This is a genomic window from Myceligenerans crystallogenes (genome assembly GCF_039529775.1).
Taxonomy (GTDB): Bacteria; Actinomycetota; Actinomycetes; order Actinomycetales; family Cellulomonadaceae; genus Myceligenerans; species Myceligenerans crystallogenes.
The window spans coordinates 342,890-367,781 of sequence record NZ_BAAANL010000001.1; the positions used below are offsets into that span (position 1 = coordinate 342,890).

The 24,892-nt window shown below is 73.2% G+C and carries 15 protein-coding genes; 3 read left to right on the forward strand and 12 right to left on the reverse strand.

Annotated features, from left to right (window positions below):
* Nucleotides 1–138 precede the first annotated feature (138 nt).
* The 12 genes from ABD208_RS01370 to ABD208_RS01425 all read right to left on the reverse strand — a co-directional run bounded on the left by ABD208_RS01370 (nucleotide 139) and on the right by ABD208_RS01425 (nucleotide 11,491).
* Nucleotides 139–831, reverse strand: coding sequence for a pilus assembly protein TadG-related protein (locus tag ABD208_RS01370; RefSeq protein ID WP_344098871.1), 693 nt, complete (start codon nucleotides 829–831; stop codon nucleotides 139–141).
* A 69-nt stretch (nucleotides 832–900) separates the two neighbouring features.
* Nucleotides 901–2,343 carry an OmpA family protein gene (locus tag ABD208_RS01375; protein ID WP_344098872.1) on the reverse strand — a complete coding sequence of 481 codons (1,443 nt, stop codon included), beginning with the start codon at nucleotides 2,341–2,343 and terminating at the stop codon, nucleotides 901–903.
* 209 nt (nucleotides 2,344–2,552) lie between these two features.
* Nucleotides 2,553–2,783 carry a hypothetical protein gene (locus ABD208_RS01380; RefSeq protein ID WP_344098873.1) on the reverse strand — a complete coding sequence of 77 codons (231 nt, stop codon included), beginning with the start codon at nucleotides 2,781–2,783 and terminating at the stop codon, nucleotides 2,553–2,555.
* Complete coding sequence (locus tag ABD208_RS01385; protein ID WP_344098874.1) at nucleotides 2,780–3,550, reverse strand: LuxR C-terminal-related transcriptional regulator; 771 nt, start codon at nucleotides 3,548–3,550, stop codon at nucleotides 2,780–2,782. Before ABD208_RS01385 ends, ABD208_RS01380 begins: the two co-directional genes overlap by 4 nt.
* A gap of 11 nt (nucleotides 3,551–3,561) precedes the next feature.
* Nucleotides 3,562–4,761 carry a sensor histidine kinase gene (locus ABD208_RS01390; protein WP_344098875.1) on the reverse strand — a complete coding sequence of 400 codons (1,200 nt, stop codon included), beginning with the start codon at nucleotides 4,759–4,761 and terminating at the stop codon, nucleotides 3,562–3,564.
* Nucleotides 4,745–5,641, reverse strand: coding sequence for a type II secretion system F family protein (locus ABD208_RS01395; protein WP_344098876.1), 897 nt, complete (start codon nucleotides 5,639–5,641; stop codon nucleotides 4,745–4,747). The genes ABD208_RS01390 and ABD208_RS01395 overlap by 17 nt, the downstream gene beginning before the upstream one ends.
* A 1-nt stretch (nucleotide 5,642) precedes the next feature.
* Complete coding sequence (locus ABD208_RS01400; protein WP_344098877.1) at nucleotides 5,643–6,590, reverse strand: type II secretion system F family protein; 948 nt, start codon at nucleotides 6,588–6,590, stop codon at nucleotides 5,643–5,645.
* Nucleotides 6,587–7,876, reverse strand: a complete 1,290-nt coding sequence (locus ABD208_RS01405) for a TadA family conjugal transfer-associated ATPase (RefSeq protein WP_344098878.1) — start codon at nucleotides 7,874–7,876, stop codon at nucleotides 6,587–6,589. Before ABD208_RS01405 ends, ABD208_RS01400 begins: the two co-directional genes overlap by 4 nt.
* Nucleotides 7,876–8,328, reverse strand: coding sequence for a hypothetical protein (locus tag ABD208_RS01410; protein WP_344098879.1), 453 nt, complete (start codon nucleotides 8,326–8,328; stop codon nucleotides 7,876–7,878). The genes ABD208_RS01405 and ABD208_RS01410 overlap by 1 nt, the downstream gene beginning before the upstream one ends.
* Before the next feature lie 13 nt (nucleotides 8,329–8,341).
* Nucleotides 8,342–9,958 (reverse strand): P-loop NTPase family protein, encoded by a 1,617-nt coding sequence (locus tag ABD208_RS01415; RefSeq protein ID WP_344098880.1) that lies wholly within the window; start codon nucleotides 9,956–9,958, stop codon nucleotides 8,342–8,344.
* A gap of 1 nt (nucleotide 9,959) precedes the next feature.
* Entirely contained in the window at nucleotides 9,960–10,652 is a 693-nt protein-coding gene (gene cpaB / locus ABD208_RS01420; protein ID WP_344098881.1) for a Flp pilus assembly protein CpaB, read from the reverse strand.
* A gap of 23 nt (nucleotides 10,653–10,675) precedes the next feature.
* Entirely contained in the window at nucleotides 10,676–11,491 is an 816-nt protein-coding gene (locus tag ABD208_RS01425) for a hypothetical protein (RefSeq protein WP_344098882.1), read from the reverse strand.
* A 366-nt stretch (nucleotides 11,492–11,857) separates the two neighbouring features.
* Between ABD208_RS01425 and ABD208_RS01430 the strand changes: the two genes are divergently transcribed.
* The 3 genes from ABD208_RS01430 (at nucleotide 11,858) to ABD208_RS01440 (ending at nucleotide 24,821) form a co-directional block, all read left to right on the forward strand.
* Nucleotides 11,858–12,205, forward strand: coding sequence for a DUF192 domain-containing protein (locus tag ABD208_RS01430; RefSeq protein WP_344098883.1), 348 nt, complete (start codon nucleotides 11,858–11,860; stop codon nucleotides 12,203–12,205).
* A gap of 252 nt (nucleotides 12,206–12,457) precedes the next feature.
* The gene (locus tag ABD208_RS01435; RefSeq protein WP_344098884.1) at nucleotides 12,458–18,574 is read left to right on the forward strand and encodes an Ig-like domain-containing protein; all 6,117 of its coding nucleotides are present in this window, start codon (nucleotides 12,458–12,460) and stop codon (nucleotides 18,572–18,574) included.
* Nucleotides 18,575–18,743: 169 nt separating this feature from the next.
* Nucleotides 18,744–24,821 carry an Ig-like domain-containing protein gene (locus tag ABD208_RS01440; protein ID WP_344098885.1) on the forward strand — a complete coding sequence of 2,026 codons (6,078 nt, stop codon included), beginning with the start codon at nucleotides 18,744–18,746 and terminating at the stop codon, nucleotides 24,819–24,821.
* The last annotated feature ends 71 nt before the right edge of the window (nucleotides 24,822–24,892 follow it).

Sequence of the window (24,892 nt, forward strand, 5' to 3'; positions counted from 1 at the left end):
TGGCAACGGTCAAGTGCTCGACCTGCAAGCAGATCGTCGGAGTGGTCGATGGCAAGGTGGCCCCGCACCAGACGAGCGGGAGCGGCTCCGCCATGTGCTCCGGCTCTGGCAAGAAGGCCTGACAGGAGGGCTGCTGCCTTATTCGGAGAGGACGACGTCGCTCCGGTAGGCGACGACGGCGGGGGCGGTCCACTCCGGCTCCGGTTCCTCCTCGGTGTCCTCCGGGGTCTCGGGGTCCGGGTCCTCGCCGGCGGCGTCGTCCTCCTCGTTCTCCTCGTCCTCTTCCGGGGGCTCGATGACGCAGCCGTCCTCCAGGAGCCAGCCCAGGCTGCCGGACTCGACGCAGAGGCCGCCGGCCAGGCGGATCCTCGCCGTCGCCGAGGCCTCCGCGTGCACGCCGGTGTCCGGGACCACCTCGTCGTGCCGCACGGTCGCGGTCACCTCGAGCGTTTCCGGGTCGATGTCGAGGCCGGTCAGTTCCGCGCCGTTGGCCTCGGCGTACTCCTGGGCGGCCGCGCGCATCTCGTCCTCGGCGTCGAAGGGGGCGAGCGGGGCGTCGAGCAGGCCCCAGAAGCCCGCGGCGTCGCCGGCCCCGAGGTGCAGCGACGTGAGCACGTGCAGCTGGTCGTCCCACTCCTGGGCGGCGGCCAGCGCCGCGGCGTCCGCGGCCGCGCCGCTCTGGCGCCGGTCGTTCGTCGCCGTGCCGACCATCGCGATCACCAGCACGGCCACGCTCACGAAGGCGACCGTCACCGGGATCGTCAGGACGTGCAGGGACCCGCGCTCGGCGGCGTCGTCGTGCCGGGGCCGGCGGTCGTCTCTGGGCAGCATGTCGGTCTCCGTCGTTCGTCGCGTGCGGCGGTCAGGGTGCGGGTCGGCAGTGGTGCGCGGGCAGGGTCGTCACGGCGCGTCCGTCACGGGGACGTCCGTGACCCGGAACCGGTCCCGGCCGTCCACGGTCACGGTGTCCTGGCCGGTGTCCGGCCACACGACCGTGATCACCGTGGTGTCGCCCCGCTGCAGCGGGGGCGTCTGCTCGTCGCCGAGCAGCCGCCGCATCGTGAATCCCTGCTCGGTCGTCCCCGACCTGTAGTCGTAGGGGAAGACATGCCCGTCGGGCGTCAGCAGCGACAGGTTGTGCGGCCCGGTCAGCTCGGCCACGACGCCGAAGTTCCGGTCGCCCACCACGTTCAGGTACGACGGCAGGAACCAGTCCACGTCGATCCCGTCCCCGCCGGTCCGCTCCGCCGTGAGCGTCCCGACGATCGCCCCCGGCCGCCGCACCATGGAGGCCACCTCGACGACGTACTCGCCGTCGGGCGACCTCAGCGTGACCGGGCCGTTCTCCACGGTGGGCGCGTCGGTCCCGGGGACGTCCCCGGCGTCGTCACCGCTGACGACGAGCCGCCCCTGGAAGCTGATCTCGACGCGCCGGTTCGCCGCGCGCGCCGGATCGCTCGTCCCGGGGGCGACGGGCTCGGTCTCCCCGCGCCCCTCCTCGGTCACGTCGTACCCGTCGCCGAGCGCGGCCTGCAGGCGGTCCGCCACGGACGCGGCCCGCCGCTCGGACAGCTGAAGGTTGTACGCGTCGGTGTCGACGTCGTCGGTGTGCCCGACGACGTCGACGCGGCCGCCGTCCGCCTGCTCGCGGATCTTGCCCACGGCCTGGTCGACGACGCCGCGGGCGTCCCGCGACAGCGTGTGCTCGTCGGGGTCGAACAGGACGTCCGACGCGAGGGTGACCGTCACCTCGTCGTCCTCGGCCGACGTCGCCGACCCGGCGTCGTACGCGCTCGTGAACGCGCGCAGGCGCTTGGTCCCGGCCTCACCCGCGCCGCCCGCGGACTCGACCGCCGCGGCGAACGCGTCGCCCGGCGGGACGACGGGCACGTCGAGCACCGCGCCGAACCGGGGGAGCAGCACGTCGACGGTGTCGCCCTCGGGCGCGGCGAAGACGGCGAGGCCCTGGCCGCGCATCGCGGCGGAGGCGTCCGGGGCGGCGCCGGCGGCGGTCTCCGCGCCCGCCTCGCCGGTAGCCGCGGCGCCGGCCCGCCCGGCGTCGTCCGCCGGGAGCTGCTCGATGCGCGCGGCGGGAGCGCCGTCGCCGGCCTGCGCGACGGGGTACGCCAGGCCCGCCCCGGCGTCGAACAGGCGGATGCCGCGCCCGTCGGCGGCCGACGTGACCGGGCCGCCGAGGTTGAGGGTGAAGGACGACCAGGGCGGGGGAGCCGCGGAACCGTCCGGCGTCACGGTCAGGTCGTAGCGGAGCACGGCGTGCTCGCCGTCGGTCTCGATCGGGTGGACGCCGATGTCGACCGTGGTGTCGTTCCAGGGCACGGACACGGGAACGACCCCGTCGCCGGGCGCGGAGCCCGGGGACGGGGTCGGTCCCGTGTCAGGAGCCGGGGCAGCCGATGCGCCCGGTCTCGCCGGTTCCGGCCCGGGGCTGCCGGATCCCAGAAATCCGCAGCCCGCGGACAGGCCCGCCACGACGGGCACCACAACGAGTACTTGCCACACTGCCTTGCGCATCGGCTACCTCTCGGGTCGGATCAGCCCTCGCCGCCGCCACCGATCTCGTTGACGGCGTTGGTGAGCTGGGTGACGATCGCCTCGCCGACGGGCGTGGCGCCGGCGACCACGGCGCCGACGATCGCCACGACGACCAGGATGATGCCCACGTACTCGACGGAGCCCTGACCGCGCTCGTCCTGCGCGGCCCGCTCACGGAGGGCGTCCAGCGCGGCCTTCGCGGCCACGAACTTCTCGGTGAACATGCTCATGATCTCCTCCACGGGGTGGTTCGTCTCGTGGCCCCGGCGTCCACCGCGGCACGGTTCGAATCTACGGAGGCCCCGGTGCTGGTCACAGGGCGCGTGGACCCCTTTCCGGGCCCGGATTCCCGGGGATTCCTGGGCCCTGGGGCCCCTTCGCCGTCGTGCGGCAGGCCGCCGCGCAGCCACAGCACGATGGCCCGGCTGCGGCTGGTCACGCCGAGCTTCGCGAACAGGCTGTTGACGTGGTTCTTCACGGTCTTCTCGGAGACGGACAGCCGCGCGGCGATCTCCTTGTTGGCCAGGCCCTCGGCCATCAGGTCGGCCACGGCCGCCTCACGCCGGGTGAGCAGCGCGCGCACCGACGGGTCCGGGCCGGCGAGCCGCTCGGCGGCCGGCGGCACGGCGGCGGGCCGCACGCCCGCGAGCACCTGGCTGCCGCCCCGGCACAGCCGGATCGCGTCCACCATCCCGCGCGCGTCGAGCGTGCCGTGCACGAGGTACCCGGCGGCCCCGGCCGCGATCGCCTCCGAGACGGCGGCCGGGTCATCGGTGTGCGTCAGCATCACGACGGTCGCCCCGCCGGTCAGCCGGGGAAGCAGCTCCAGCCCGCTGACCTGCGGCATCCGCACGTCGAGCAGCACGACATCGACGCGCCCGGCCGCCACGTGCGCCACGGCCGCCCGCGGGTCCCCCGTGTCGATGACGGACGTGACGCCGTCGGCCCCCTCCAGCAGCGCCCGCAACCCCATCCGGATCACGGGGTTGTCGTCCACGGCGAGAATCCTCACGGGGTACCTCCGATCGGCGACCCGGCGGGCTCGGCGGGGAGCGAGACCCGGACCGCCGTGCCGCCGCCCGGCGCGGGGGTCCAGGTGGCCTCGCCGCCGCACAGCGCGGCGCGCTCCTGGATGCCGCGCAGGCCGTAGTGGCCCGACGGGTGGGCCGTGCCCGGGAGGCCGCGGCCGTCGTCGGACACGAGCACCTCGACGCTGCTCCCGTGCGTCGCGACGGTGACGCTGGCGCGGCCCGCGGCCGCGTGCCTGCGCACGTTCTCCAGGAGCTCGCCGACGACGGCGCGGACGTGCCGGGCCCGTCCGGGGCCGACGACGTCGTCGGCCTCCGCGACGATCGAGACGTCGACCGGGATGCCCGTGCGTTCCGCCCAGCGTCCGGCGAGCTCGGTGACCGCGCCCGTGACGGCGTGCCGTTCCTCGCGGAGCTCGCCGAGCGCCGTCCGGGTCTGCCGGTGGGTGGCCTCGACCGCCTCGTGCAGGCGGCGGGCGAGATCGACGGTCGGCGGCGGGGAGCCCTCCCGGGCGAGGCGGCCGGCCAGGCCGCCCGTGGTCATGGCGAGGCCCGCGAGGTCGCCGGCGACCGTGTCGTGCAGGTCGCGCGCGAGGCGCAGGCGCTCGGCCAGGACGGCCTGGCGCTCGCGGACCCGGGCCAGCTCGGCCGCGGTCTCGGCCTGCTGGCGCAGGCGGCGCCCGAGGACCGAGCCGGTCCAGGTCATCAGCGCCGTCAGCACCGCCCCCGTGGCTCCTGCGAGGACCCCGCGCCAGGTGGGCTCGTAGGCGCTGACCTGGAACAGCGCGAGGGGGACGGCCATGACCAGGCCGAGCCGGGGCCCGGCGAACAGGCCCCAGAGCGCCGCGGTCGCGGCGGAGTAGACGGTCATCAGCGGGGATCCCGCGAGCGGGATCAGGGCGATCACGGCGACGACCACGTCGGCCGCGAGCAGCAGGCCGTTGCGGGCGTACGCGTTGCCGCGCAGGTCCCAGTTGAGCGCGGGGACGAACGAGAACGGCGCGGCGAGCATGACGAGCAGGACGCCGAGCAGGGCGGCTCCGTCGAGGACCGCGGTCACCAGGGCGAACGCGAGGACGACAAGCCGGACCTGGCACAGCAGCCGTACCATCGGGCCCACGGCCCGCTGCGTCGCGGAGTCCATGCCGCGCGCCGCGGGTGCCTCAGGAGAAGAGTCCACCGAGGACCTCCGCGTTCGCGACGAGGACCGCGGCGACGATGAGGATCAGCGCGCCGGGCAGGATCGTGACCGTGATCGCGAGCGATACCAGCGGCGCGGCGCGCGCGGCCCGCTGGCGCACGCGCTCCGCGTGCTCCCGGCGCACGTCCGCCGCGATCGACGTGAGCGCGTCCGACAGGGGCACGCCGAGCTCCTCCGCCTGCAGCATCGCGGTGATGAACGCGCCGAGCGCGCCGGAGCGGTTGCGGTCCCGCAGGGCCTCGAACACCTGCCGCCGGGGCGCGCCGACGTTCATCTCCGCGAGCGCCGTCCGCATCTCCGCCGCGAGCGCCCCGCCGTGGAACTCGCAGACGCGTTCGAGGGCCTGCCGGAACCCGAGCCCGGCGGTGACGGTGACGGCGAGCACGTCGAGGAAGTCGGGGAGTTCCTCGTCGATCTGGCGTTGCCGGGCGCGTGACTCGAGGAGCAGCCAGAGCCGCATCCACGTGCCGAGCAGCACGAGCAGGAGCAGGCCGAACTGCCAGCGCCCCTGGGTGGCGAAGAGGAGCCCGGCGAGCCCGCCGAGCAGCACGAGCGCGGCCTCGCGCCGGACGAACATGGTCAGGGTGACGCCCTCGGGGCGTCCGGCGCGGCGGATCCTGGTGTCGAGCCGGTGCAGGCGGGCGCGGCCGTGCAGGCGGACGGCGGCGGGCACGAGGGGCGCGCCGAGCGCGTCGAGGACGACGACGAAGCCGCGCGGGCGGGGCAGGGCCTCGGGGGCGTACTCGGCCTCGACGTCCTCCAGGCCGGTGCTGGACACGAGCCGGAACCCGGCCACGGCGAGCGCGGCGACCGCGGCGGCGCCGGCCGCCAGCAGCAGGGTGAGCACCTGGTCGGTCATCTCAGACCTCCACCTTCGACAGCCGCCGTACCACGAGGTAGCCGACGACGAACAGGCCCGTGGCCACGAGCAGGACGGCCTGGCCCGCGAGGTTGGTGATCATCTCGTCGATCACGCCGGGGCTGAAGGCGTTCATCATCGCCACGGCGCCGAAGCCGAGGAAGATGACGGTGTACCCGGAGAACTGCGCGCCGAGCGTGGAGGTGACGATCTCGCGCCGCAGGCGGCGTCGTTCCTCGAGCGTCTCGCCGATGCCGGTCAGCGCCGTGATGAGAGCGCCGCCCGCGCGGCCCTGGATGGTCAGGGTCTGGGTGAGCACGGTGAGCTCGCGGGACGGGAGCCGGGCCGAGAGGTTGGCGAGCGACTGCTCGAGGGTCTGGCCGAGCGCCAGCTCGGCGCACACCTGGGCGACCTCGGAGCGGGCGGGCTCGGTCATCTCGTCGGCGGCCATCTCCAGGGAGCGGCGTACCGCGAGGCCCGCGGACGTGCCGTTCGACAGGAGCCGGGCCAGCTCGGGCAGCTGCGCCACGAACCGGTCCACGCGCTGCCTGCGGCGGCGTTCCAGCCAGGCGCGCACGCCGACGAGCACGATGAGGGCGGCGAGCAGCGAGGTCGCCTGGCCCAGCAGCGGGAGCGTCACCAGCCCGGCCGCGACCGCGGCGGCCGCGGACCCCGCCAGGAACATCGACGGCGACCAGCCGGTCAGGCCCGATCCGGCGAGCAGCGCCACCAGGCTCCGCCCCCACCGGGTGCGCTGCAGGCGCGTGTCCAGGCGGGCGAACACCCAGGAGCGGCCGCCGTCGCCGAGATCCGCGGATTCCACCATGCGCCGTTCGGTCTCGGCGTTGCCCGCCCAGACGGCCACCGTCGCGGCGGCGAGCACCAGCGTGACCATGAGGCCGCCGGTGATCAGCAGGAACAGCGTGCTCAGGTCCAGGGTCGCGGTCATGGGGCGTGCACCACCGGAACGGTCTCGCCGGCGCGGTGCAGCCGCTCGGCCAGCTCGGGCGGCACGGCCGCGGGGACGAAGGTGCCGGAGACCACCCGCTCGGCCCCCACCGGATCCGCGACGAACCGCACCAGCAGCACCAGCTCGTACTCCTCGCGCCGATGCGACGTCACCGCCCCCACCTCCACGACCCGCCGTGACCCGTCCAGCGCCCGCTCCAGGTGGACGACGACGTCGATCGCCGAGTTGATCTGGTCGCGCAGCGTCGCCACCGGCAGGTCCACCTCGCTCATCGAGGCCAGCGTCTCCAGACGGCCCAGCGCGTCGCGGGCCGTGTTCGCGTGCACCGTCGCGATCGAGCCGTCGTGGCCCGTGTTCATCGCCTGCAGCATGTCCAGCGTCTCCCCGCCGCGGACCTCGCCCACGATGATCCGGTCCGGCCGCATGCGCAGCGCGTTGCGCACCAGGTCCCGGATGATCACCGCGCCGCGGCCCTCCACGTTCGCCGGGCGCGACTCCAGCCGCACCACGTGCCCCTGCTGCAGCGACAGCTCGGCGGCGTCCTCGATCGTCACGATCCGCTCGTGCTGCGGGATCATCCCGCTCAGCGCGTTCAGGAACGTCGTCTTCCCGGAACCCGTGCCACCCGAGACGATCACGTTCAGCCGCCCCCGCACGCACGCGCCCAGCAGCGCCGCCGTGCTCGTGTCCAGCGTGCCCCGCTCGACCAGCTCCGCCATGCGGAACGGCGTCGGGAACCGCCGGATCGTCATCGTCGGGCCGTCCAGCGCCAGCGGCGGGATGATCACGTTCACGCGCTCACCCGTGGGCAGCCGCGCGTCCACCATCGGCGAGGACTCGTCCACGCGCCGGTTCACCTGCGACACGATCCGGTCGATCGTCTGGTGCAGCTGCGCCACCGACGTGAACCGCGTCGGCACCCGCTCGATCTTCCCGTACCGCTCCACGAACACGTCGTGCGGGCCGTTCACCATGATCTCCGTGACCGACTCGTCCGCCAGCAGCGGCTCCAGCACGCCCAGCCCGAGGGCCTCGTCCACGATCCGCTGCACCAGCACGCTGCGCTCGCGGGCCGACAGCACCGGCCCGTCCAGCGACAGCATCCGCGACAGCACGCGCTCCATCCGCACCCGCCGCTGCGCGGGCGAGAGCCGCGCGAGCTCGTCGACGTCGATCTCCTCGAGCAGGCGCTCGCGGTAGACGGCGGCGAGGTCGTTGTCCTGGCCGCCCCGTTCGTCGGCGGCCAGCCGGTCGCGCAGCGCCATCAGGCCTCCTCCTCAGGGGTGGCCGACGGCGCCGGCTCGTCCGCGGGCGGCGGGTCGCCCTGCACGGGGAACTCCGCCGACCGGGTCAGCACGACCTCGGTCATCGTGACGTCCCCCAGGCCGAGCGGCACGGACACGGTCAGGGCGACCACGGCGCCGTCGTCGTCCACCGTGCAGGTCGTGTCGCCGTCGACGATCGTGATGCCGTCCGGGACGTGGTCGGCGAGGACGCCGCGGCAGTCCTGGCCGAGGCTCAGAGCGCGGGCGCCGTGGCGCGCGGCCTCCTGCGCGATCGACGCGGCCTGCGCGACGGTGATGCCCTGGATCGCGAGGACCGCCACCAGCACGACGGTGAAGACGACGCCGACGAGCTCGACGGCGGCCTGGCCGCGTTCGCGCCGGCCGGGCGCGGCGGGTCCCCGGGACGTCCCGGCGTTCGGTCCGGCACTCATTCCGGTCCTCACCTCAGCCCTCCTCGTGGACGCGTGCGGACGACGACGCCGACAGCTCCAGGCCGAGCAGCGTCTCGACGGTGACGGTCACGCTGACCTCGTCCCGGGAGACCGCGATCTCGTCGTCGGCCAGGTCCGCCGCCAGCGACGCGGGCAGCCGGCCGCGGACGTCGTCGCGCACCTGCCGGACGATGTCGGGGACGCCGTCGCCGTCGTCGTCGGACGGCTCCCAGCCGGCGACGCCGACCGTCCGCGCCCCCTCCTGCGCGGCCGCGCGCGCGGCGAGCAGGCCGGACGCCCAGCCGAGGCCCTGCACGCACAGCAGGATCGCCAGTAGTGCGATCAGGATGACGACGGGCAGCTCGGCGGTCGCCTGACCGGCCTCGCCACGGCGCCGCGGGCGGCGGGTGCCCGCATGGACCAGATCGTCGATCTCCGTCGTGTCGGCGGCATCGCCGGGGGCCGGGACCGCGGCGCCGTCCGGGCCGCTCTCGCGCAGGGCGGCCGCGCCCACCTCGGCGACCGCCTTGTGCACGGGCGTGGGCGTCTCCAGGAGGGTCGCGGTGTTCACGGCGCCGGCGAACGCGGGCCCGCCGTCGGGCACCGTGAACGCGATCGGCCGTTCCACGATCCGCTCGGCGAGCTGGGGCGTCACCTCGTCCTTCGGTGTGCGGCGGTTGAGGATGAGCTCCACGGAGTCCGGGTTCCGGATCGCCAGGCGCTCCCACTGGGCCAGGGAGCGGCGCGCCGAGCGCAGCGCGGGCAGGTCCGGGGTGCAGACCAGCAGCACGCGGTCGGCGAACTCCAGGGCCGTGGCGCGCGGCTCGTCCAGGTGCGAGCCGACGTCGAGCACCGCGAGGTCGGACTCGAACCGCAGCGCGCCGATCACCGACCGCACCGCGGCGGCGGACATCTCCTCGCCGCGCTCGCCGTCCGCCGGGGCGGGCAGCAGCCGGATGCCGCCCGGCACCTCGTAGGTGGTCTCGCGGATCATGCGCCCGGTCACGTCGCCGTCGACCCCGGCCAGGTCGACCACCGACCGGCGCGTCCGCACGCCGGTGTAGGCGGTCTGGTCCCCGGAGCCGAGGTCGAGGTCGACGAGCGTCGTCGCGCTCGAGCGCGCCGCGCGGGCCAGCAGGAGCGCGAGCACGGACGTGCCGACGCCGCCCTTCGCGCCCGCGAGGGCGACCACCCGGCCCGCGCGCCCGCCGGTGCGCTCCGCGGACACCGCCGCCTGCGCCACCGCCGACCACGACGCCACCGCCTCGAACCGGGTGAGCACCTCCTCCAGGCCGGCGTTGCGCGCGATCACCGAGCGGGCGCCGACGTCCATCGCGGCGGACATCGCCGCGGTCAGGCCGTTCGGGCCGCGGGCGTCCACGACCATGACGATGCCGACGAGCGGCCGCGCCATCCCGACCGTGCGCACGAGCGCGTGCCCGCGCCCGCCGTCGGCGGCCTCGTCGACGACGACGAGGCCGACGTCACCGAAACGGTCCAGCGCGGTCAGGACGCCGGCGGCGTCCGGCACGGCGGCGGCCAGCTCGAACCCGCCGGCCTCGGACAGGATGTGGCCGAGGTGGTCACGCACCTCGTGCGAGCTCGTGGCGAGCAGGACCCTGGTGACCATGTCAGTTCCCCTGACCGGGCTCGGCCGCCGGCTCGCGGAGCTTGCCGTCGAAGATCTGCTGGTCCGCCGGGAGCACCTTGTCGTCGCCCGCGCCGCGCAGGGACAGGCGCATCTTCACGGAGAACGACTCCACGTAGGCGAGCGTGAGGGCGTCGTCGGCGTGCAGCGCGAACGTGACCGGCAGGCCGGTGGAGGTCTCCAGCGTCTCGGAGTCCTCCACGTCCTGCGGGATGCCCACCTCCACCACCAGGGCGTTCGCGACCCACACGCGCGCGATCTGGTTGCCCTCCTTGTCCTCGGTGGTGGCGATGACGTCGACGCGGTCGCCGGGCATGATCTTGCCCGCCACCCCGGTCTCGGCGTCGACCAGCACCGCGACCTCGCGGAAGCCGGGCTGCACGATGGGCCGCTCGACGAGCATGCCCTCCTGCAGCAGCGCGCCGCGCTGGTACGCGGTCGCGGCGACCAGGTCCCGCACGTCGTCGAGGTCGCGGACGGCGGAGTCGGGGACCCAGCGCTCGGGGATCTCGACCTCCTCCAGCAGCGCGGGGCCGACGGGCTCCTGGGGCTCCACGGCGCGGGTCAGCCTCAGGACCGTGGTCATCGGGCCGACCTGCGAGCTCACCGTGCGCACGTAGTACAGGACGCCGCCGAACACGGCGGCCGCGAGAAAGGAGGTGACGACGAGGAGCACGACTCCACGTCGCTGGCGAGGGTTCAACGGACCTGCTCCTGGGGGTCGGAGGCGGGGGACGGGGTGGTGGCTGCCGCGGGCGCGGCGACGGTGTCCGGGCCGCCGACGCCGCAGAAGAGGCAGGCGGCCGGGGTGGCGCGGCCGCAGACCTCGCAGGACGGCCAGCGGAGGAAGCCCGTGGCCACGCCCGTGATCGTCGCGGTCAGCGGGGTCAGCAGGACGGAGGCCTCGAACCAGCGGGGCGCGGGCCAGGAGGCGGGCCGCGCGGGCTGCGGGCCGAGATCGGCGTCGGCCGTCCGGGGCAGGAGACCCGGGATCGTCGCCTCGGGGACCACCGGGCGGGGCGAGCGCGCGACGGCGAGCAGTTCCCCCTCCGGGAGCCCGAGCCGCCCCTGGAACCGGCCCACCGTGCCGCGTCGCGTGTCGACGAGGAACGCCGAGTTCGGCAGGAGGCTGCCGGCGTGCTGCCGGAAGGTGGGCACGGGATCGCCCAGCGAGGCGACGGTCGACAGGATCGCGCGCGTGTGCACGTTCGCCAGCACGTCGTCGGCCACGGCCGAGGCCGACGACGCCGGGAGGGCGGGCGTGCTCAGGCCCGCCAGGACCAGCGCCCACGCGGTGAGGCGGGCGCCGGCGAGGTGCAGGTGCGCGAGCCGCTCGGACCCGAGGACGAGGCGCGCGGAACGGGCGACGAGCCGGGCCTCGTCGTCCCGCGTGACCAGGACGACGTCGTCGGCGGGAAGCCTGCGGACCGCCGCCACGACGGAATCCAGCGTGCGGTCCGCGCGATGTACCCCGGAGTGCACGCCCGCGGGCGCACCGACAGCGACGACGAGCACGGTTCTCCCTCGGACTCTTCCTTGACTGATCTCAGGGACTGACGAAACCTGGGCGCGCGTTGCCGCGCTCCGGCCGCTCCTGGACGGATGCTGGCCCGGCCGGTCCGGTACGTCAAGCATGTCCGGTGCGAATCGGTCATCGAACGCGCGGCACCGGGGGCGGTCCGGCCGGGGTCGTGGCACGAGGATCGGCGTGAGAACGGCGGATCGCGGTGCGTGGCGGGGCGTCCGGCGGCCGCACGGGCGAGGCGGCGGTGCCGAACCGGTCATGAACCGCACGGGAAAGCTGACCGATCGGTCAGTGGCAAAGAGGGTTTCAAGGGCGGGCTCGGATGCTCGCCCGGTGGCCGGGTAGGGTTCGCGACCATGAGGCGCAGCACGCTCGTGGTGGACCGCCGTCCGGTGGCCGAGGCCGAGGTGGCGGACACCGTGCTGACGCGCGCCCGCGGGCTGCTCTTCCGGCGCGACCTGCCCGAGGCGATGGTGCTGCGGCCGTGCTCGTCGGTGCACGGGGCGTGGATGGCGGTCCCGCTGGACGTCGCGCTGCTCGGCGCCGACGGCGAGGTGCTGCACACCCAGGTGCTGCGGCCGTGGGCGTTCTCGGCGGCGCGGCGCGGGGTGAAGGCGGTGCTCGAGGCGCCGGCGGGTAGTTTCCGGCGGTGGGGTCTGGTGGCGGGGAGCCGTGTCGAGTTGGACGACCGACCTAGCTATTGACTCCGGCTGAAATCGCTGGGATCCCGCCGTTTCCGCGAATTCCGGGAAGCGGGTGAATCTGTGGAGATCTTGCGTACGGGGCCTTCTCCCCATCCCATTTTCCTGTTCGGGTGTCAGAGGTCCCTTGTAGTGTGATCTCCGTTGCCGCGGCCCGGACCAACCCGGATGATCTGGACAAGCGGTGGCGGGTCGCACGGTGCATGCGGGCCCGCGCGGAACTGGCCCACATCACTGCTGCCGAGGAGGAGCTTCGTGTCCCTGGCGTCACGACTCATGGGGAACAAGCGCGCGATCGCGTCGGGGAGCGTCGTCACGCTCTTCGCCGGCGGGCTCGTCGGGCTCGCGCTCTGGTACGACGGCGAGGCCACGGCCGACGTCGCCCTCCACGACTCCGGGATCTGGGTCACGAACGAGAGCAGCGCCGAGCTGGGCCGGTTCAACTTCGAGGCCGGGACCCTCGACGGCATCATGCCGACCAACGCCACGGACTTCGACGTCTCGCAGGACGGCGGCCGGGTGCTGCTGGAGAACACGGCCGGCAGCGAGGCCAGCCCGATCGATCCGGCGCACCTGAAGACCGCGGGCGGCCTGGCGCTGCCGGCCGGGGCGCAGGTCGCGTCCGGCGAGGCGGCCACGGCCGTCTACGACCACGACACCGGGAAGCTCTGGGTGCTGCCCTTCGACGGCGCGCGCTCCTTCGACGAGAAGAAGAAGCCGACGGCGGAGCTCGGCAAGGACCAGCGCGGCGTCATGACGGTCGGCACCGACGGGACCGTATGGGTCGCGTCGCCCGCCACGGGGGAGCTCCACAAGATCCCGACGTCCGAGAACGGTACGGCCGGCGGGCGGACGTCGGAGCGGCTGGGCTTCCAGGAGGACGCGGACCTCCAGGTGACGGCGGTGGGCGACCAGCCCGTCGTGCTCGACCGCACCGGGGAGACCCTCCTGCTGCCCGGCGGCGAGCGGGTGGAGCTCGACGGGCTCGCCGAGGCGCAGCTGCAGATTCCCTCGGAGGCCTCGGCCGACGTCGTGCTCGCGACCCGGGAGTCGCTCGTCAAGCAGCCGCTCGGCGGGGGCGAATCGCTGACCCAGCGCGCGTCCGGCGATCCCGCGCCCCCGGCGCAGCTCGGCGGGTGCGTGTACGGCGCGTGGTCCGGCACCGGCGAGGTCATGCGCGACTGCCCGGGCAGTGACTCGGACGACAGCCAGACGCTGGAAGGGCTCTCGGAGAGCGCCGAGCTGCGGTACCGCACCAACCGGGACCGGATCATCCTCAACGACGTGTTCGGCGGGACGTTGTGGATCCCCACCGAGGACTTCCTGAAGGTCGACGACTGGGACCTGAAGTGGAAGGACGAGGACAAGGGCGAGGAGAGCGAGTCCGAGGAGACCGTCTACGAGCAGGTGGACCACACCGTCGCGGACCGGGACCAGCCGAACAACCCGCCGGAGCCCAAGGCGGACTCCTACGGGGTGCGGCCCGGCCGCACCATGGTGCTGGACGTGCTGAGCAACGACGTCGACAAGGACGGCGACGTCATGACGGTCAAGGTCGCGGAGCCGCCGGCGGCGTCGGCGATCCGCGTGGACCGGGTGCTCGACGGCAAGGCGCTGCAGGCCGACGTCCCGGCCGACGCGACCGATGAGGTCACGTTCACGTACGAGGTGAACGACGGGCGCGAGGACGGCACGGCCACCCAGCAGGTCACGCTGCGCGTGCGGCCGCTGACGGAGAACGAGCCCCCCGTCCCGGCCTCCGAGAACAGCGTGCCCGTGCTCAAGGTCGCCCAGGGCGGCACCGCGAGGATGAAGCTGCTGCCGTACTTCAAGGACCCGGACGGCGACAACCTCGTCCTGTCGACGGCGACGACGTCGGACAGCAGCGACGAGGTGCGCTCGCGCCCCGACGGCACCATCGAGTTCCTCGACGGCGGCGGGGCCACGGGCCGCAAGATCGTGGACGTCACCGTGTCGGACGGCATGGGCGGGCTCGTGAAGGGCACGCTCAACATCGACGTGGTCGCCGACGACGTGCCGCCGATCCCGGTCCAGGACCACGTCGTGACGCTGGTGGGCGAGCCGGTCACGGTGCGCCCGCTGCGGAACGACTCCGACCCGAACGGCGAGGAGGTCCGGCTGTCCAACGTCGGGCCCGCTTCTCCCGCGCAGGTCCTGCCGAACTGGACGGCGGGCACCTACCGGTTCGTGAGCGACCAGGCCGGTTCGTACGACATGACCTACGAGGTCAGCGACGGTTCACAGGCGGTGACGGGGCTGGTGCGGGTCGACGTCGTCGAGCCCCCGGACGACGGGGGCCGGCCGGTCGCGGTGTCCGACAAGGTGCTGCTGCCCAAGGGCGGCGAGGGCCTGGTGGACGTGCTGGCGAACGACACCGACCCCGCGGGCGGCGTGCTGGTGGCGCAGTCCATCGACGTGCCGGAGGACTCCGGCCTGACGGTGGCCGTCCTGGACCATCATGTCCTCAAGATCACCGAGAACCAGCGGCTCGAGGAGCCGGTGATCATCGGCTACACCGTGTCGAACGGCACCGAGACGGCCACGGGACAGGTGAACGTCCAGCCGATCCCGGCCTCCGACAGCCTGCGGCCCCCGGAGGCCGGCGCGGACGAGGTCGACGTGCACGTGGGCGACACCGTCACCATCCCGGTGCTGCGGAACGACTCGCACCCGGACGGCGTCCCGCTGGAGCTCAACAGGAAGCTGGTCGAGGAGCCGGAGCAGGAGCTGGGCGAGGCCTTCGTCTCTCAGGACGTGATCCGGTTCAAGGCGGGGTCCGAGGCGGGCGTCGCGCACGCCGTCTACGAGGTGACGGACCTGAACGACCAGCGCGACTCCGCGCAGGTCAAGATCAACGTCCGCGACGGGGAGAAGAACAACGCGCCGGCGTTGCCGGACGTCGAGGCGCGGGTGCTCTCGGGCGGCACGGTGCGGGTCGAGGTGCCGCTCGACGGCGTCGACCCCGACGGCGACCACGTCATGCTGTCCGACATCTCACGCGCCCCGACCCTGGGCCGGGCGCGGGTGACCGACGGGTTCATCGACTTCGAGGCCTCCGAGGACTCGGTCGGGACCGACACGTTCACGTACAACGCGACCGACAGCCGGGGCGCGGTCGGCGAGGGCACGATCCGGGTGGGCGTCGCCCCGCTGCCGACGTCGAACCAGAAGCCCGTGGCCCAGGACGACCGCACGCTGGTGCGGCCCGGCCGGACGGTGGGGATCGACGCGCTGGCGAACGACTCGGACCCGGACGGGGACGAGATCGGCCTGGTGGAGTCCCTGTTCGGCAGCGCCGAGGAACTGGACCCGCAGGTCGTCGAGGAGGAGGTCGTGGTGACCGCCCCCGGCGAGGAGGGCGAGCACCCCTTCTACTACGGCATCCAGGACCGCTACAAGTCGCGCGCGCAGGGCACGATCACGGTGAGGGTGTCCCAGGACGCGCCGCTGGTGCCACCGGTGGCCAACGACGACGTGCTGGCCATCCCCGACGTCGTCGGGAAGGACTCCGTGGCGGTCGACGTGCTGGCCAACGACGGCGACCCGGACGGCGTGGCCGCGGAGCTCGAGGTGAGCCTGCCGCGCGAGACGCCGGGGGTGAAGCTGTCCGGCGACGGGCGGATGACCGTCGCGGTGACGGACCGGCTGCAGGTCATCACGTACACCGTGACCGACATGGACGGGCAGGAGTCCAGCGCCTTCGTGCGGGTTCCCGCCGACTCGCTGACGCCGCACCTGTTGCCGGGCCTGGACCCGCTGAAGGCGATCAGCGGCGAGCCGCTCGAGATCGACCTGACCGAGTACGTCGTGGTCGAGGCGGGGCTGGCGCCCCAGATCACCGAGGAGTCGACGGTGAGCGCCGTGGAGGGCAGCGCCCGGGCGACCGGTCCCACCGGGATCACCTACACCTCCGAGGACGACTACGTGGGCCCGGCGTCGGTGAGCTTCGAGGTCACCGACGGCGACGGCCCGAACGACCCGGACGGCCGCAAGGCGACGCTGACGCTGCCGATCAACGTGCAGGCCTCGACCAACCAGCAGCCGAAGATCATCGGCTCGCCGGCGCTGGACGTGCCCCAGGGCGAGGAGGGCGCCGTCGACCTGACCGCCTACGTGAAGGACCCGGAGAACGACGCGCTGACCTTCGCGATGAAGGGCAAGGCGGAGGGGATCGGCGCCGAGGTGCGGGGCGGCACCGTCACGGCGACCGCCGAGGCGGGGGTGGGCAAGGGTACGTCGCAGTCGCTCTCCTTCACCGTCAGCGACGGCCGGAGCGACCCGGTGCAGGGCGAGCTCACCGTGAACGTCGTCGCGTCGACCAGGCCGCTGGCGGCCACGGGCGAGGACCCGGTCGAGGGTGCCCACCAGGGCGTGGCCGAGAGCGTGGCCGTGCTGGACAACGACACCAACCCGTTCCCCGAGACGCCGCTGGAACTGACGGGGACGGCGGTCGTCGAGACCGGCGACGGCAAGGTGGCGTACGACGGCGATCGCGTGGTGGTGACGCCCGCCGAGAGCTTCCAGGGCGTGATGCGCGTGAAGTACACGGTCCAGGACGCCACGAAGGACCCGGACCGGAACGTGGACGGGCTGATCACCCTCAAGGTGCTCGGCAAGCCCGGCGCGCCCCGCGCCCCGCGGATCGGGGAGGTGCGCTCCGAGACGGTGGTGCTCAGCTGGGACGAGCCGAACAACAACGGAGCCCCGATCGCCGGGTACACGGTCACGTCCTCGAGGGGGGACGAGCAGCAGTGCGAGAGCACCACCTGCTCGTTCACCGGGCTGACGAACGACGTGACCTACACGTTCACGGTGCGGGCGGAGAACGAGGTGGGGCTGTCGGAGGCGTCCCCCGCGTCGCAGGAGGCGCGGCCGGACCAGAAGCCCGAGCAGCCGGCCCCGCCCGTCCTGAAGTTCGGCGACAAGAAGCTCACGGTCAGCTGGACCAACCGGGCCTACTCGGATCGTTCGGCGATCGACTGCGTGGACCTGCGGATCTCCCCCGCGGCTGCCGACGGGTCGTTCCTGAAGGAGTGCCAGCAGGGCGAGTCGGTGGTGTGGGAGGGCCTGGAGAACGGGACGTCCTACACGGTGGAGGCGCGGGCGCGGAACGAGGCGCCGGACCCGTCGGAGTGGTCCGAGCAGTCCGCCCCGGAGGTGCCGGCGGGCAAGCCGGCGGCGCCCGCGGCGCCGACGGCGACGCGCCGCGACGGCGGTGCGCTGGGCGGCCGCGTCGACGTCTCGTGGGTGGAACCGGACGGGAACGGTGACGCCCCCCGGCGGTACCACCTGGACGTGCTGGAGGACGGGACGAAGGTCCGGACCCACTCGGACATCACCGGTACGAGCTATCCGGTGGCCGGCCTCGATCCGGCCAGGACCTACACCTTCCAGGTCACCGCGGAGAACAAGGCGGGGCTGTCCCCGGTGAGCCCGGAGTCGAACCGGGTGCAGCCGTCGGGCACCCCGACCAGGCCCGGTACCCCGACCGCCTCGGTCGGCAACAACATGAGCAACCAGGCACGCGTGAGCTGGGGATGGTCCGGCAAGTTCAACGGCACCGGAGCCTTCTTCCGGGTCGTCGCGAGCGACGGGACCCACCAGGACACGCCGGGAACCGAGACGTCTCTCGTGTTCGGCGGGCTGACGAACGGCAGCCAGTACACGTTCACGGTCCTGGCGTGCAACACGAACACGATCGACGGCACCGAGGCGTGCTCGCCGCCGTCCGAGCAGTCCAACGCGGTCGTTCCGTACGGGCCGCCGCCGGCGCCGACGATCACGGCCACCGGCGGGAACCAGAGCGTCACGTTCACCTGGGACGCGCGAAGCACGAACGGGCGGGACACGACGGTCAGCGTGACGGGTGCGTTCAGCGACAACGCGAAGAGCGGCACCAGGACGGTCGCGGCCGGGTACAGCCAGACGAAAGAGGCGTGCGTGACGGTACGGGACAGCGAGGGCCAGGTGACCGGACCGGTGTGCGACTCGGCGGCGGCCAACCCGAGGCCGACGCCGACGGCCTCCGTCTCGGGCGGCAGCTACTACGGCGGGTGCGTCGAGACCTGCCGCTGGTGGGAGATCTCGTGGAACAACGCAGGTTCGGGCACCCATCAGATCGCCTGCTGGGCCGGCGACACCCCGGAGGTCTCCGGCTGGCACGACATCCACACGCATTCCAAGCGGTGGGAGGACAGCCGGAAGTTCACGGTCAGCGGCAACAGCGGCACCGTCGACATGGTCGAGAAGTGCTACATGGGCAAGAGCTACAACGGAACCGCGGTGGCGGTGTACATGAAACCGTCCGGCGGCGACCCGGTCCTCATCGGCAAGGGGACCTGGAACATCTGATGCCCGGACCGCCGCGGGCCCGGACCGCCGCGGGCGGGGAGATCTCCCCACCTGCGGCGCTGTCCGCGTGTCAGTGGCTCCTTGTACCGTTGGCCCGCGACTGAGCTAACCATCAGTACAAGACCCAAGACCTGAATCCCGCAGTCCCGACCCCCCGAGGAGGAGCCCCGTGGCCCTGGCGTCATGGCTCAAGGACAACCGGCGCGCCATCGCGTCCGGCACCGTTGTCACCGTCTTCGCGGGTGCCGTGGCGGGGCTCGCGCTCTGGTACGACGGCGAGGCCACGGCCGACGTCGTCCTGCACGACTCGGGGGTCTGGGTCACCAAGACGAGCAGCGGCGAGCTGGGCCGGTTCAACTTCGAGGCCGGGACCCTCGACGGCATCATGAACGCGAACTCGACCGCGTTCGACGTGTCGCAGGACGGCGGCCGGGTGCTGCTGGAGAACACGGCCAACAGCGAGGCCAGCCCCGTCGATCCGGCGCATCTGCAGGCCGACGGGGCCCTGGCGCTGCCGGCCGGGGCGCAGGTCGCGTCGGGCGGTGCCGCCACGGCCGTGTACGACCACGACACCGGGAAGCTCTGGGTGCTGCCGTTCGACGGCGCGCGCTCGTTCGACGAGGAGAAGCTCAAGCCCACCGCGGAGCTCGGCAAGGACGGCCGGATGGTGGTCGGCACCGACGGCACGGTCTGGGTCGCGACGCCGGTGACGGGCGAACTGCACCGCGTGCCGACCTCCGGCCACGGCGCACCCGGGGAGCTGACCACCGAGCGGCTGACGCTCCAGGAGGACGCGGACTTCCAGCTCACCGCGGTGGGGGACCAGCCCGTGATCCTGGACCGCAGCACGGAGAACCTCGTCCTCCCGGGCGGTGAGCGGGTGCAGCTCGACGGGCTCGCCGAGGCGCAGCTGCAGCTCCCGTCCGGACCCGCCGAGGACGTGGCGGTGGCCACCCGCGAGTCGCTGGTCGTGCAGCCGCTCGCCGGCGGCGAGGCGCTCACGCAGCGCGCGTCCGGCGACGCGGCCGCCCCGGCGCAGCTCGCCGGGTGCGTCTACGGGGCGTGGTCGGGCACCGGTGAGGTGGTCCGGGACTGCCCGGGAACGGACGCGGACGACCGGCAGACCCTGCCCGGGCTGTCCGACAACGCCGTGCTGCAGTACCGCGTCAACCGGGACCGGATCATCCTCAACGACGTGTTCGGCGGGACCCTCTGGCTCCCCACCGAGGACTTCCGCAAGGTGGATGACTGGGAGCTGAAGTGGAAGGACGAGGACAAGGGCGAGAAGACCGAGTCCGAGCAGACCGTCTACGAGCAGGTCGACCAGGTGGTCGCCGACCGTGACCAGCCGAACAAGGCGCCGGAGCCCAACGACGACGCGCTGGGCGTGCGGCCGGGCCGCACGACGGTGCTCGACGTGCTCGGCAACGACATCGACCCGGACGGCGACGTCATGACGGTCTCGGTGGCCCAGGCGCCGGACGAGTCCTCGGGCATCCGGGTGGACCGGGTGCTCAACGGCAAGGCGCTGCAGGCGGACATCCCCGCCGGCGCCTCGGGGACGGTCACCTTCCGCTACGAGGTGGACGACGGTCGCGAGGGCGGTACCGCGCAGGCGAACGTGGTCCTCAAGGTGCGGCCGCCGGCGGAGAACGAGGCCCCGGTCCCGGTGTCCGAGAACAGCATGCCGGTGCTCAAGGTCGCCCAGGGCGGCACGGCGAAGATACGGCTGCTGCCCTTCTTCAAGGACCCGGACGGCGACAACCTGCTGCTGTCGACGGCGACCACGGCGGACAGCAGCGACGAGGTGCGCTCGCGCCCGGACGGCACCATCGAGTTCCTCGACGGCGGCGGGGCCACGGGCCACAAGATCGTGGACGTGACGGTGTCGGACGGCAAGGAACTCGTCGAGGGGACGCTCAAGGTCGACGTCGTCGCCGACGACCAGCCGCCCGTGGCGGTACAGGATCACGTGACGACCCTGGCGGGCGAGCCGGTCACGGTGCGCCCGCTGCGGAACGACTCCGACCCGAACGGCGACCGGCTGCGCCTGGTCGACGTCGGCCCGGCCTCCCCCGCCGAGATCACGCCCAACTACACGGCGGGCACCTACCGGTTCGAGAGCGAGAAGCCCGGCTCGTACGACATCACCTACAGGGTGGCGGGCGGCTCCGCGGCCGCGACCGGCCTGGTGCGGGTCGACGTCGTCGAACCGCCGAGCGACGCGGGCCGGCCGGTGGCCGTCTCGGACCAGGTGCTGCTGCCGAAGGGCGGCGAGGGCCTGGTGGACGTGCTCGCCAACGACACCGACCCCGCGGGCGGCGTGCTGGTCGTGCAGTCGATCGACGTCCCCGAGGACTCCGGGCTCACGGTCGCGACGCTCGACCACCACGTCCTGAAGATCACCGAGAACCAGCGGCTCGAGGGCCCCGTGGTGATCGGGTACACCGTGTCGAACGGCTCGGAGACGGCCAACGGGCAGGTGCACGTGGTGCCGATCCCGGCGTCGGACCGGCTGCGGCCGCCGGAGGCGGGCGCGGACGAGGTCGACGTGCACGTGGGCGACACCGTCACGATCCCGGTGCTGAAGAACGACTCGCACCCGGACGGCCTGCCGGTGGAGCTGAACAAGGAGCTCGTGGAGCGGCCGGAGGCCGCGCTCGGGGAGGCGTTCGTCTCCGAGGAGGTGGTCCGCTTCAAGGCGGGCACCCGCGAGGGCGTGGCCCACGCGGTCTACGAGGTGACCGATCCGAACGGCCAGCGTGACTCGGCGCAGATCACGATCAACATCCGCGCGGACGACGAGAACAACGCGCCGCAGCTGCCCGACGTCACCGCGCGCGTCCTGTCCGGCGGGACGGTGCGGATCGACGTGCCGCTCGACGCCGTGGACCCGGACGGCGACTACGTCATGCTGTCCGACATCTCGGGCGCTCCCACGCTCGGCCGGGCGCGCGTGACCGACGGGTTCATCGACTTCGAGGCCTCCCAGGACTCGGTCGGCACGGACACGTTCACCTACAACGCCACCGACAGCCGCGGCGCCGTCGGCGAGGGCACCGTCCGGGTGGGCATCGCGCCGCTGCCCGCGACGAACCAGAAGCCCGTCGCCCAGGACGACCACACGTTCGTCCGCCCCGGGCGCACGGTCGGGATCGACGCCCTGGCGAACGACTCCGACCCGGACGGCGACGAGATCGGCCTGGTGGAGTCCCTGTTCAGCGGGGCCCGCGACATGAGCCCGAAGGTCGTCGAGGACGAGGTGGTGGTCAAGGCCCCGTCCGATCAGGGTGAGCACCCCTTCTTCTACGGGATCCAGGACTCCTTCAAGTCCCGTGCGCAGGGCACGATCACCGTCAAGGTGTCGGACAACGCGCCGCTGGTGCCGCCCGTGGCGAACGACGACGTGCTGGCGGTCCCGGACGTCGTCGGCCAGGACTCGGTGGTCGTCGACGTGCTGGCCAACGACTCGGACCCGGACGGCGTGGCCTCGGAGCTCGAGGTGAGCCTGCCGGGCCGCGCCGCCGGCGCCACCCTCACCGAGGACGGCCGGATCGAGATCGCCGTGACCGGCAAGCTGCAGGTCATCACGTACACCGTGACCGACCTCGACGGCCAGGAGTCGAGCGCGTTCGTGCGGGTCCCCGGGGACCTGCTCACGCCGCACCTCAAGCCGGGGCTGGACCCGCTCAAGGCGATCTCCGGCGAGCCGCTCGCGATCGACCTGACCAAGTACGTGGTCGTCGAGGAGGGCAGGGAGCCGCGGATCACCGAGGAGTCCACCGTGAGCGCGGTCGAGGGTTCCGTGCTGGTCACCGGGCGCACCGGGCTGGAGTACACCTCGGAGAAGGCCTACGTGGGCCCGGCGTCGGTGAGCTTCGAGGTCACCGACGGCGCGGGACCGGACGACCCGGAGGGCCGCAAGGCGACGCTGACGCTGCCGATCAACGTCGAGGCGTCGACGAACCAGAAGCCGAGGATCGTCGGGTCGCCGGTGCTGGAGATCCCGCAGGGCGAGGAGGGCGCCGTGGACCTGGCGGCCTACGTCCGGGACCCGGAGAACGACCCGCTCACCTTCGCCACCAAGAGCGGCGGGGAGGGGATCGCGGCCACGGTGCGGGGCAGCACGGTCACGGCGCAGGCCGAGCCGTCGGTCACCAAGGGCACCTCGCAGGAGATCGCGTTCACGGTGCAGGACGACACGTCCGACCCGGTCGCGGGCGAGCTGACGGTCCGGGTCGTGGCCTCCACCAGGCCCCTGGCGGCCGTGGGCGAGGACGTCGTGGACGGCGCCCACCAGGGCGTCGCCGAGACGGTCTCCGTGCTGCAGAACGACGTCTCCCCGTTCGACGGGGAACCGCTGGAGCTGGTAGGGACCGCCGTGGTCGAGACCGGCAACGGCGAGGCGGTCTACAGCGGCGACCAGGTGGTGGTGACGCCGAGCCCGGACTTCCACGGCGTGATGCGCGTCAAGTACACGGTCCAGGACGCCACCGAGGATCCGGACCGGCACGTCGACGGCATGATCAAGCTGACGGTGCTCGGCAAGCCGGAGCCGCCGCGCGCCCCGCGCGTCGAGGAGGTGCGGTCCGAGACGGTGGTCCTGACCTGGGACGAGCCGAACAACAACGGCGCGCCGATCACCGGGTACACCGTGACGTCGTCGAAGGGGACCGAGCACGCGTGCGCGAGCACGACGTGCACCGTCGACGGCCTGACCAACAACGTGACCTACACGTTCACGGTGCAGGCGGAGAACGAGGTCGGGCTGTCCGAGGCGTCCCCGGCCTCGCAGGAGGCGCGCCCGGACCAGAAGCCCGAGCAGCCGGCCCCGCCGACGCTCAAGTTCGGTGACCAGCAGCTCACGGTCACGTGGACGAACCGGACCTACACGGACCGGTCGCCGATCGACTGCGTCAACCTGGAGCTCTCCCCGGCCGCGCCGGACGGGTCCTTCCAGAAGGAGTGCCAGCCGGGCACGTCCGTGGTCTGGGAGGGGCTCGCGAACGGCACCGCGTACACGGTGCGGGTGCAGGCGCTGAACAAGGCGCCGGACCCGTCGGAGTGGTCCGAGCCGTCCGCGCCCGAGGTCCCCGCCGGGCCCCCGGACGCGCCGGCGGCGCCGACCGCGACCCGCGTGGAGACCGCGCTGGGCGGCCAGGTCGACGTGCGCTGGACGGCGCCGGAGGACAACGGCGACGCGGTGAAGCTCTACTACCTCGAGGTGCTCGAGGGCGGGGCGACGGTCCGGACGATGGAGGTGGCCGGGCTCTCGCAGGTCGTGGAGAACCTGGACACGGCGAAGTCGTACACCTTCCGGGTCACGGCGGAGAACAAGGCCGGGAAGTCGCCGGCGGGCGCCGAGTCGGCCCCCGTGCAGCCGTTCGGGACGCCGGACCGCCCCGCGGCGCCGGTGGCCGCTCTCGGCAGCAACACCAGCGGCCAGGCGGACGTGAGCTGGACCGGGATCGGCGACTTCCGCGGCACCGGCGGCCGGTACGAGGTCAGGGCGAACCAGGGCGTCGCCGTGAACGCGGGTGCGGCCCTGTCGTACACCTACGGCGGGCTGACGAACGGGCAGTCGTACACGTTCAGCATCCGGGCGTGCAACGACAAGAACGCCTGCTCCGAGTGGTCGGGCGAGTCCAACGCCGTCGTGCCGTACACCGTCCCGGGCACCCCGGGTGCGACCTGGCACCGGTCGGCCGACGGGCAGGGCGGGCACTTCACGGTGCGCGGGCCCGGCTCCGACGGCGGGCGCCCGGTGCAGCGCATCGAGTGGCGGCTGTCCGGCTCGGAGAGCAACTCCGGGACGCGCACGGCCTGGCCGTTCGACGTCGGCGTGCGGGGCGGCTACAGCAAGAGCTACACGCTGGAGGCGCGCGCGTGCAACGCGGCCGGGTGCGGCAGCTACGTGGCCGCATCGGGCTCGACGATCGCGCCGCCCGACCCGAAGGCCACGGTGTCACACGGGTCCTCCGTGAACAACGGCGACTGCTCGCACTCGTCGTGCGCCTACTTCAAGCTCAACTACAGCGACTTCCCCGGCGGAAGCCACCGGGTGGAATGCTGGTCCGGCACCAATCCGGACACGAGCGGCTGGCACAACATCGTCGGCCCTGGTGAGGGACAGACGCTGAACTTCGGCGGCAACGGCTCGATCCAGCTGTACTGCTTCTACGGCTACCCGGGCACCCAGGTCGCAGCGCGGATCGACGGTGAGTTGTACGACGGGACAACGTGGTAGCCGGTCATCCGTGACAACAGCGCGGCAAGCGCACCCGAAAGTTTCATTGGCAACGAGAAGGCTGAAGAGAA

Bases quoted from the DNA above. Each gene is read 5' to 3' on its own strand.
- ABD208_RS01405 (WP_344098878.1), bottom strand. From the start codon at position 7,876: ATGGCGCTGCGCGACCGGCTGGCCGCCGACGAACGGGGCGGCCAGGAC.
- ABD208_RS01370 (WP_344098871.1), bottom strand. From the start codon at position 831: ATGCTGCCCAGAGACGACCGCCGGCCCCGGCACGACGACGCCGCCGAG.
- ABD208_RS01410 (WP_344098879.1), bottom strand. From the start codon at position 8,328: ATGAGTGCCGGACCGAACGCCGGGACGTCCCGGGGACCCGCCGCGCCC.
- ABD208_RS01395 (WP_344098876.1), bottom strand. From the start codon at position 5,641: ATGACCGACCAGGTGCTCACCCTGCTGCTGGCGGCCGGCGCCGCCGCG.
- ABD208_RS01400 (WP_344098877.1), bottom strand. From the start codon at position 6,590: ATGACCGCGACCCTGGACCTGAGCACGCTGTTCCTGCTGATCACCGGC.
- ABD208_RS01430 (WP_344098883.1), top strand. From the start codon at position 11,858: ATGAGGCGCAGCACGCTCGTGGTGGACCGCCGTCCGGTGGCCGAGGCC.
- ABD208_RS01380 (WP_344098873.1), bottom strand. From the start codon at position 2,783: ATGAGCATGTTCACCGAGAAGTTCGTGGCCGCGAAGGCCGCGCTGGAC.
- ABD208_RS01415 (WP_344098880.1), bottom strand. From the start codon at position 9,958: ATGGTCACCAGGGTCCTGCTCGCCACGAGCTCGCACGAGGTGCGTGAC.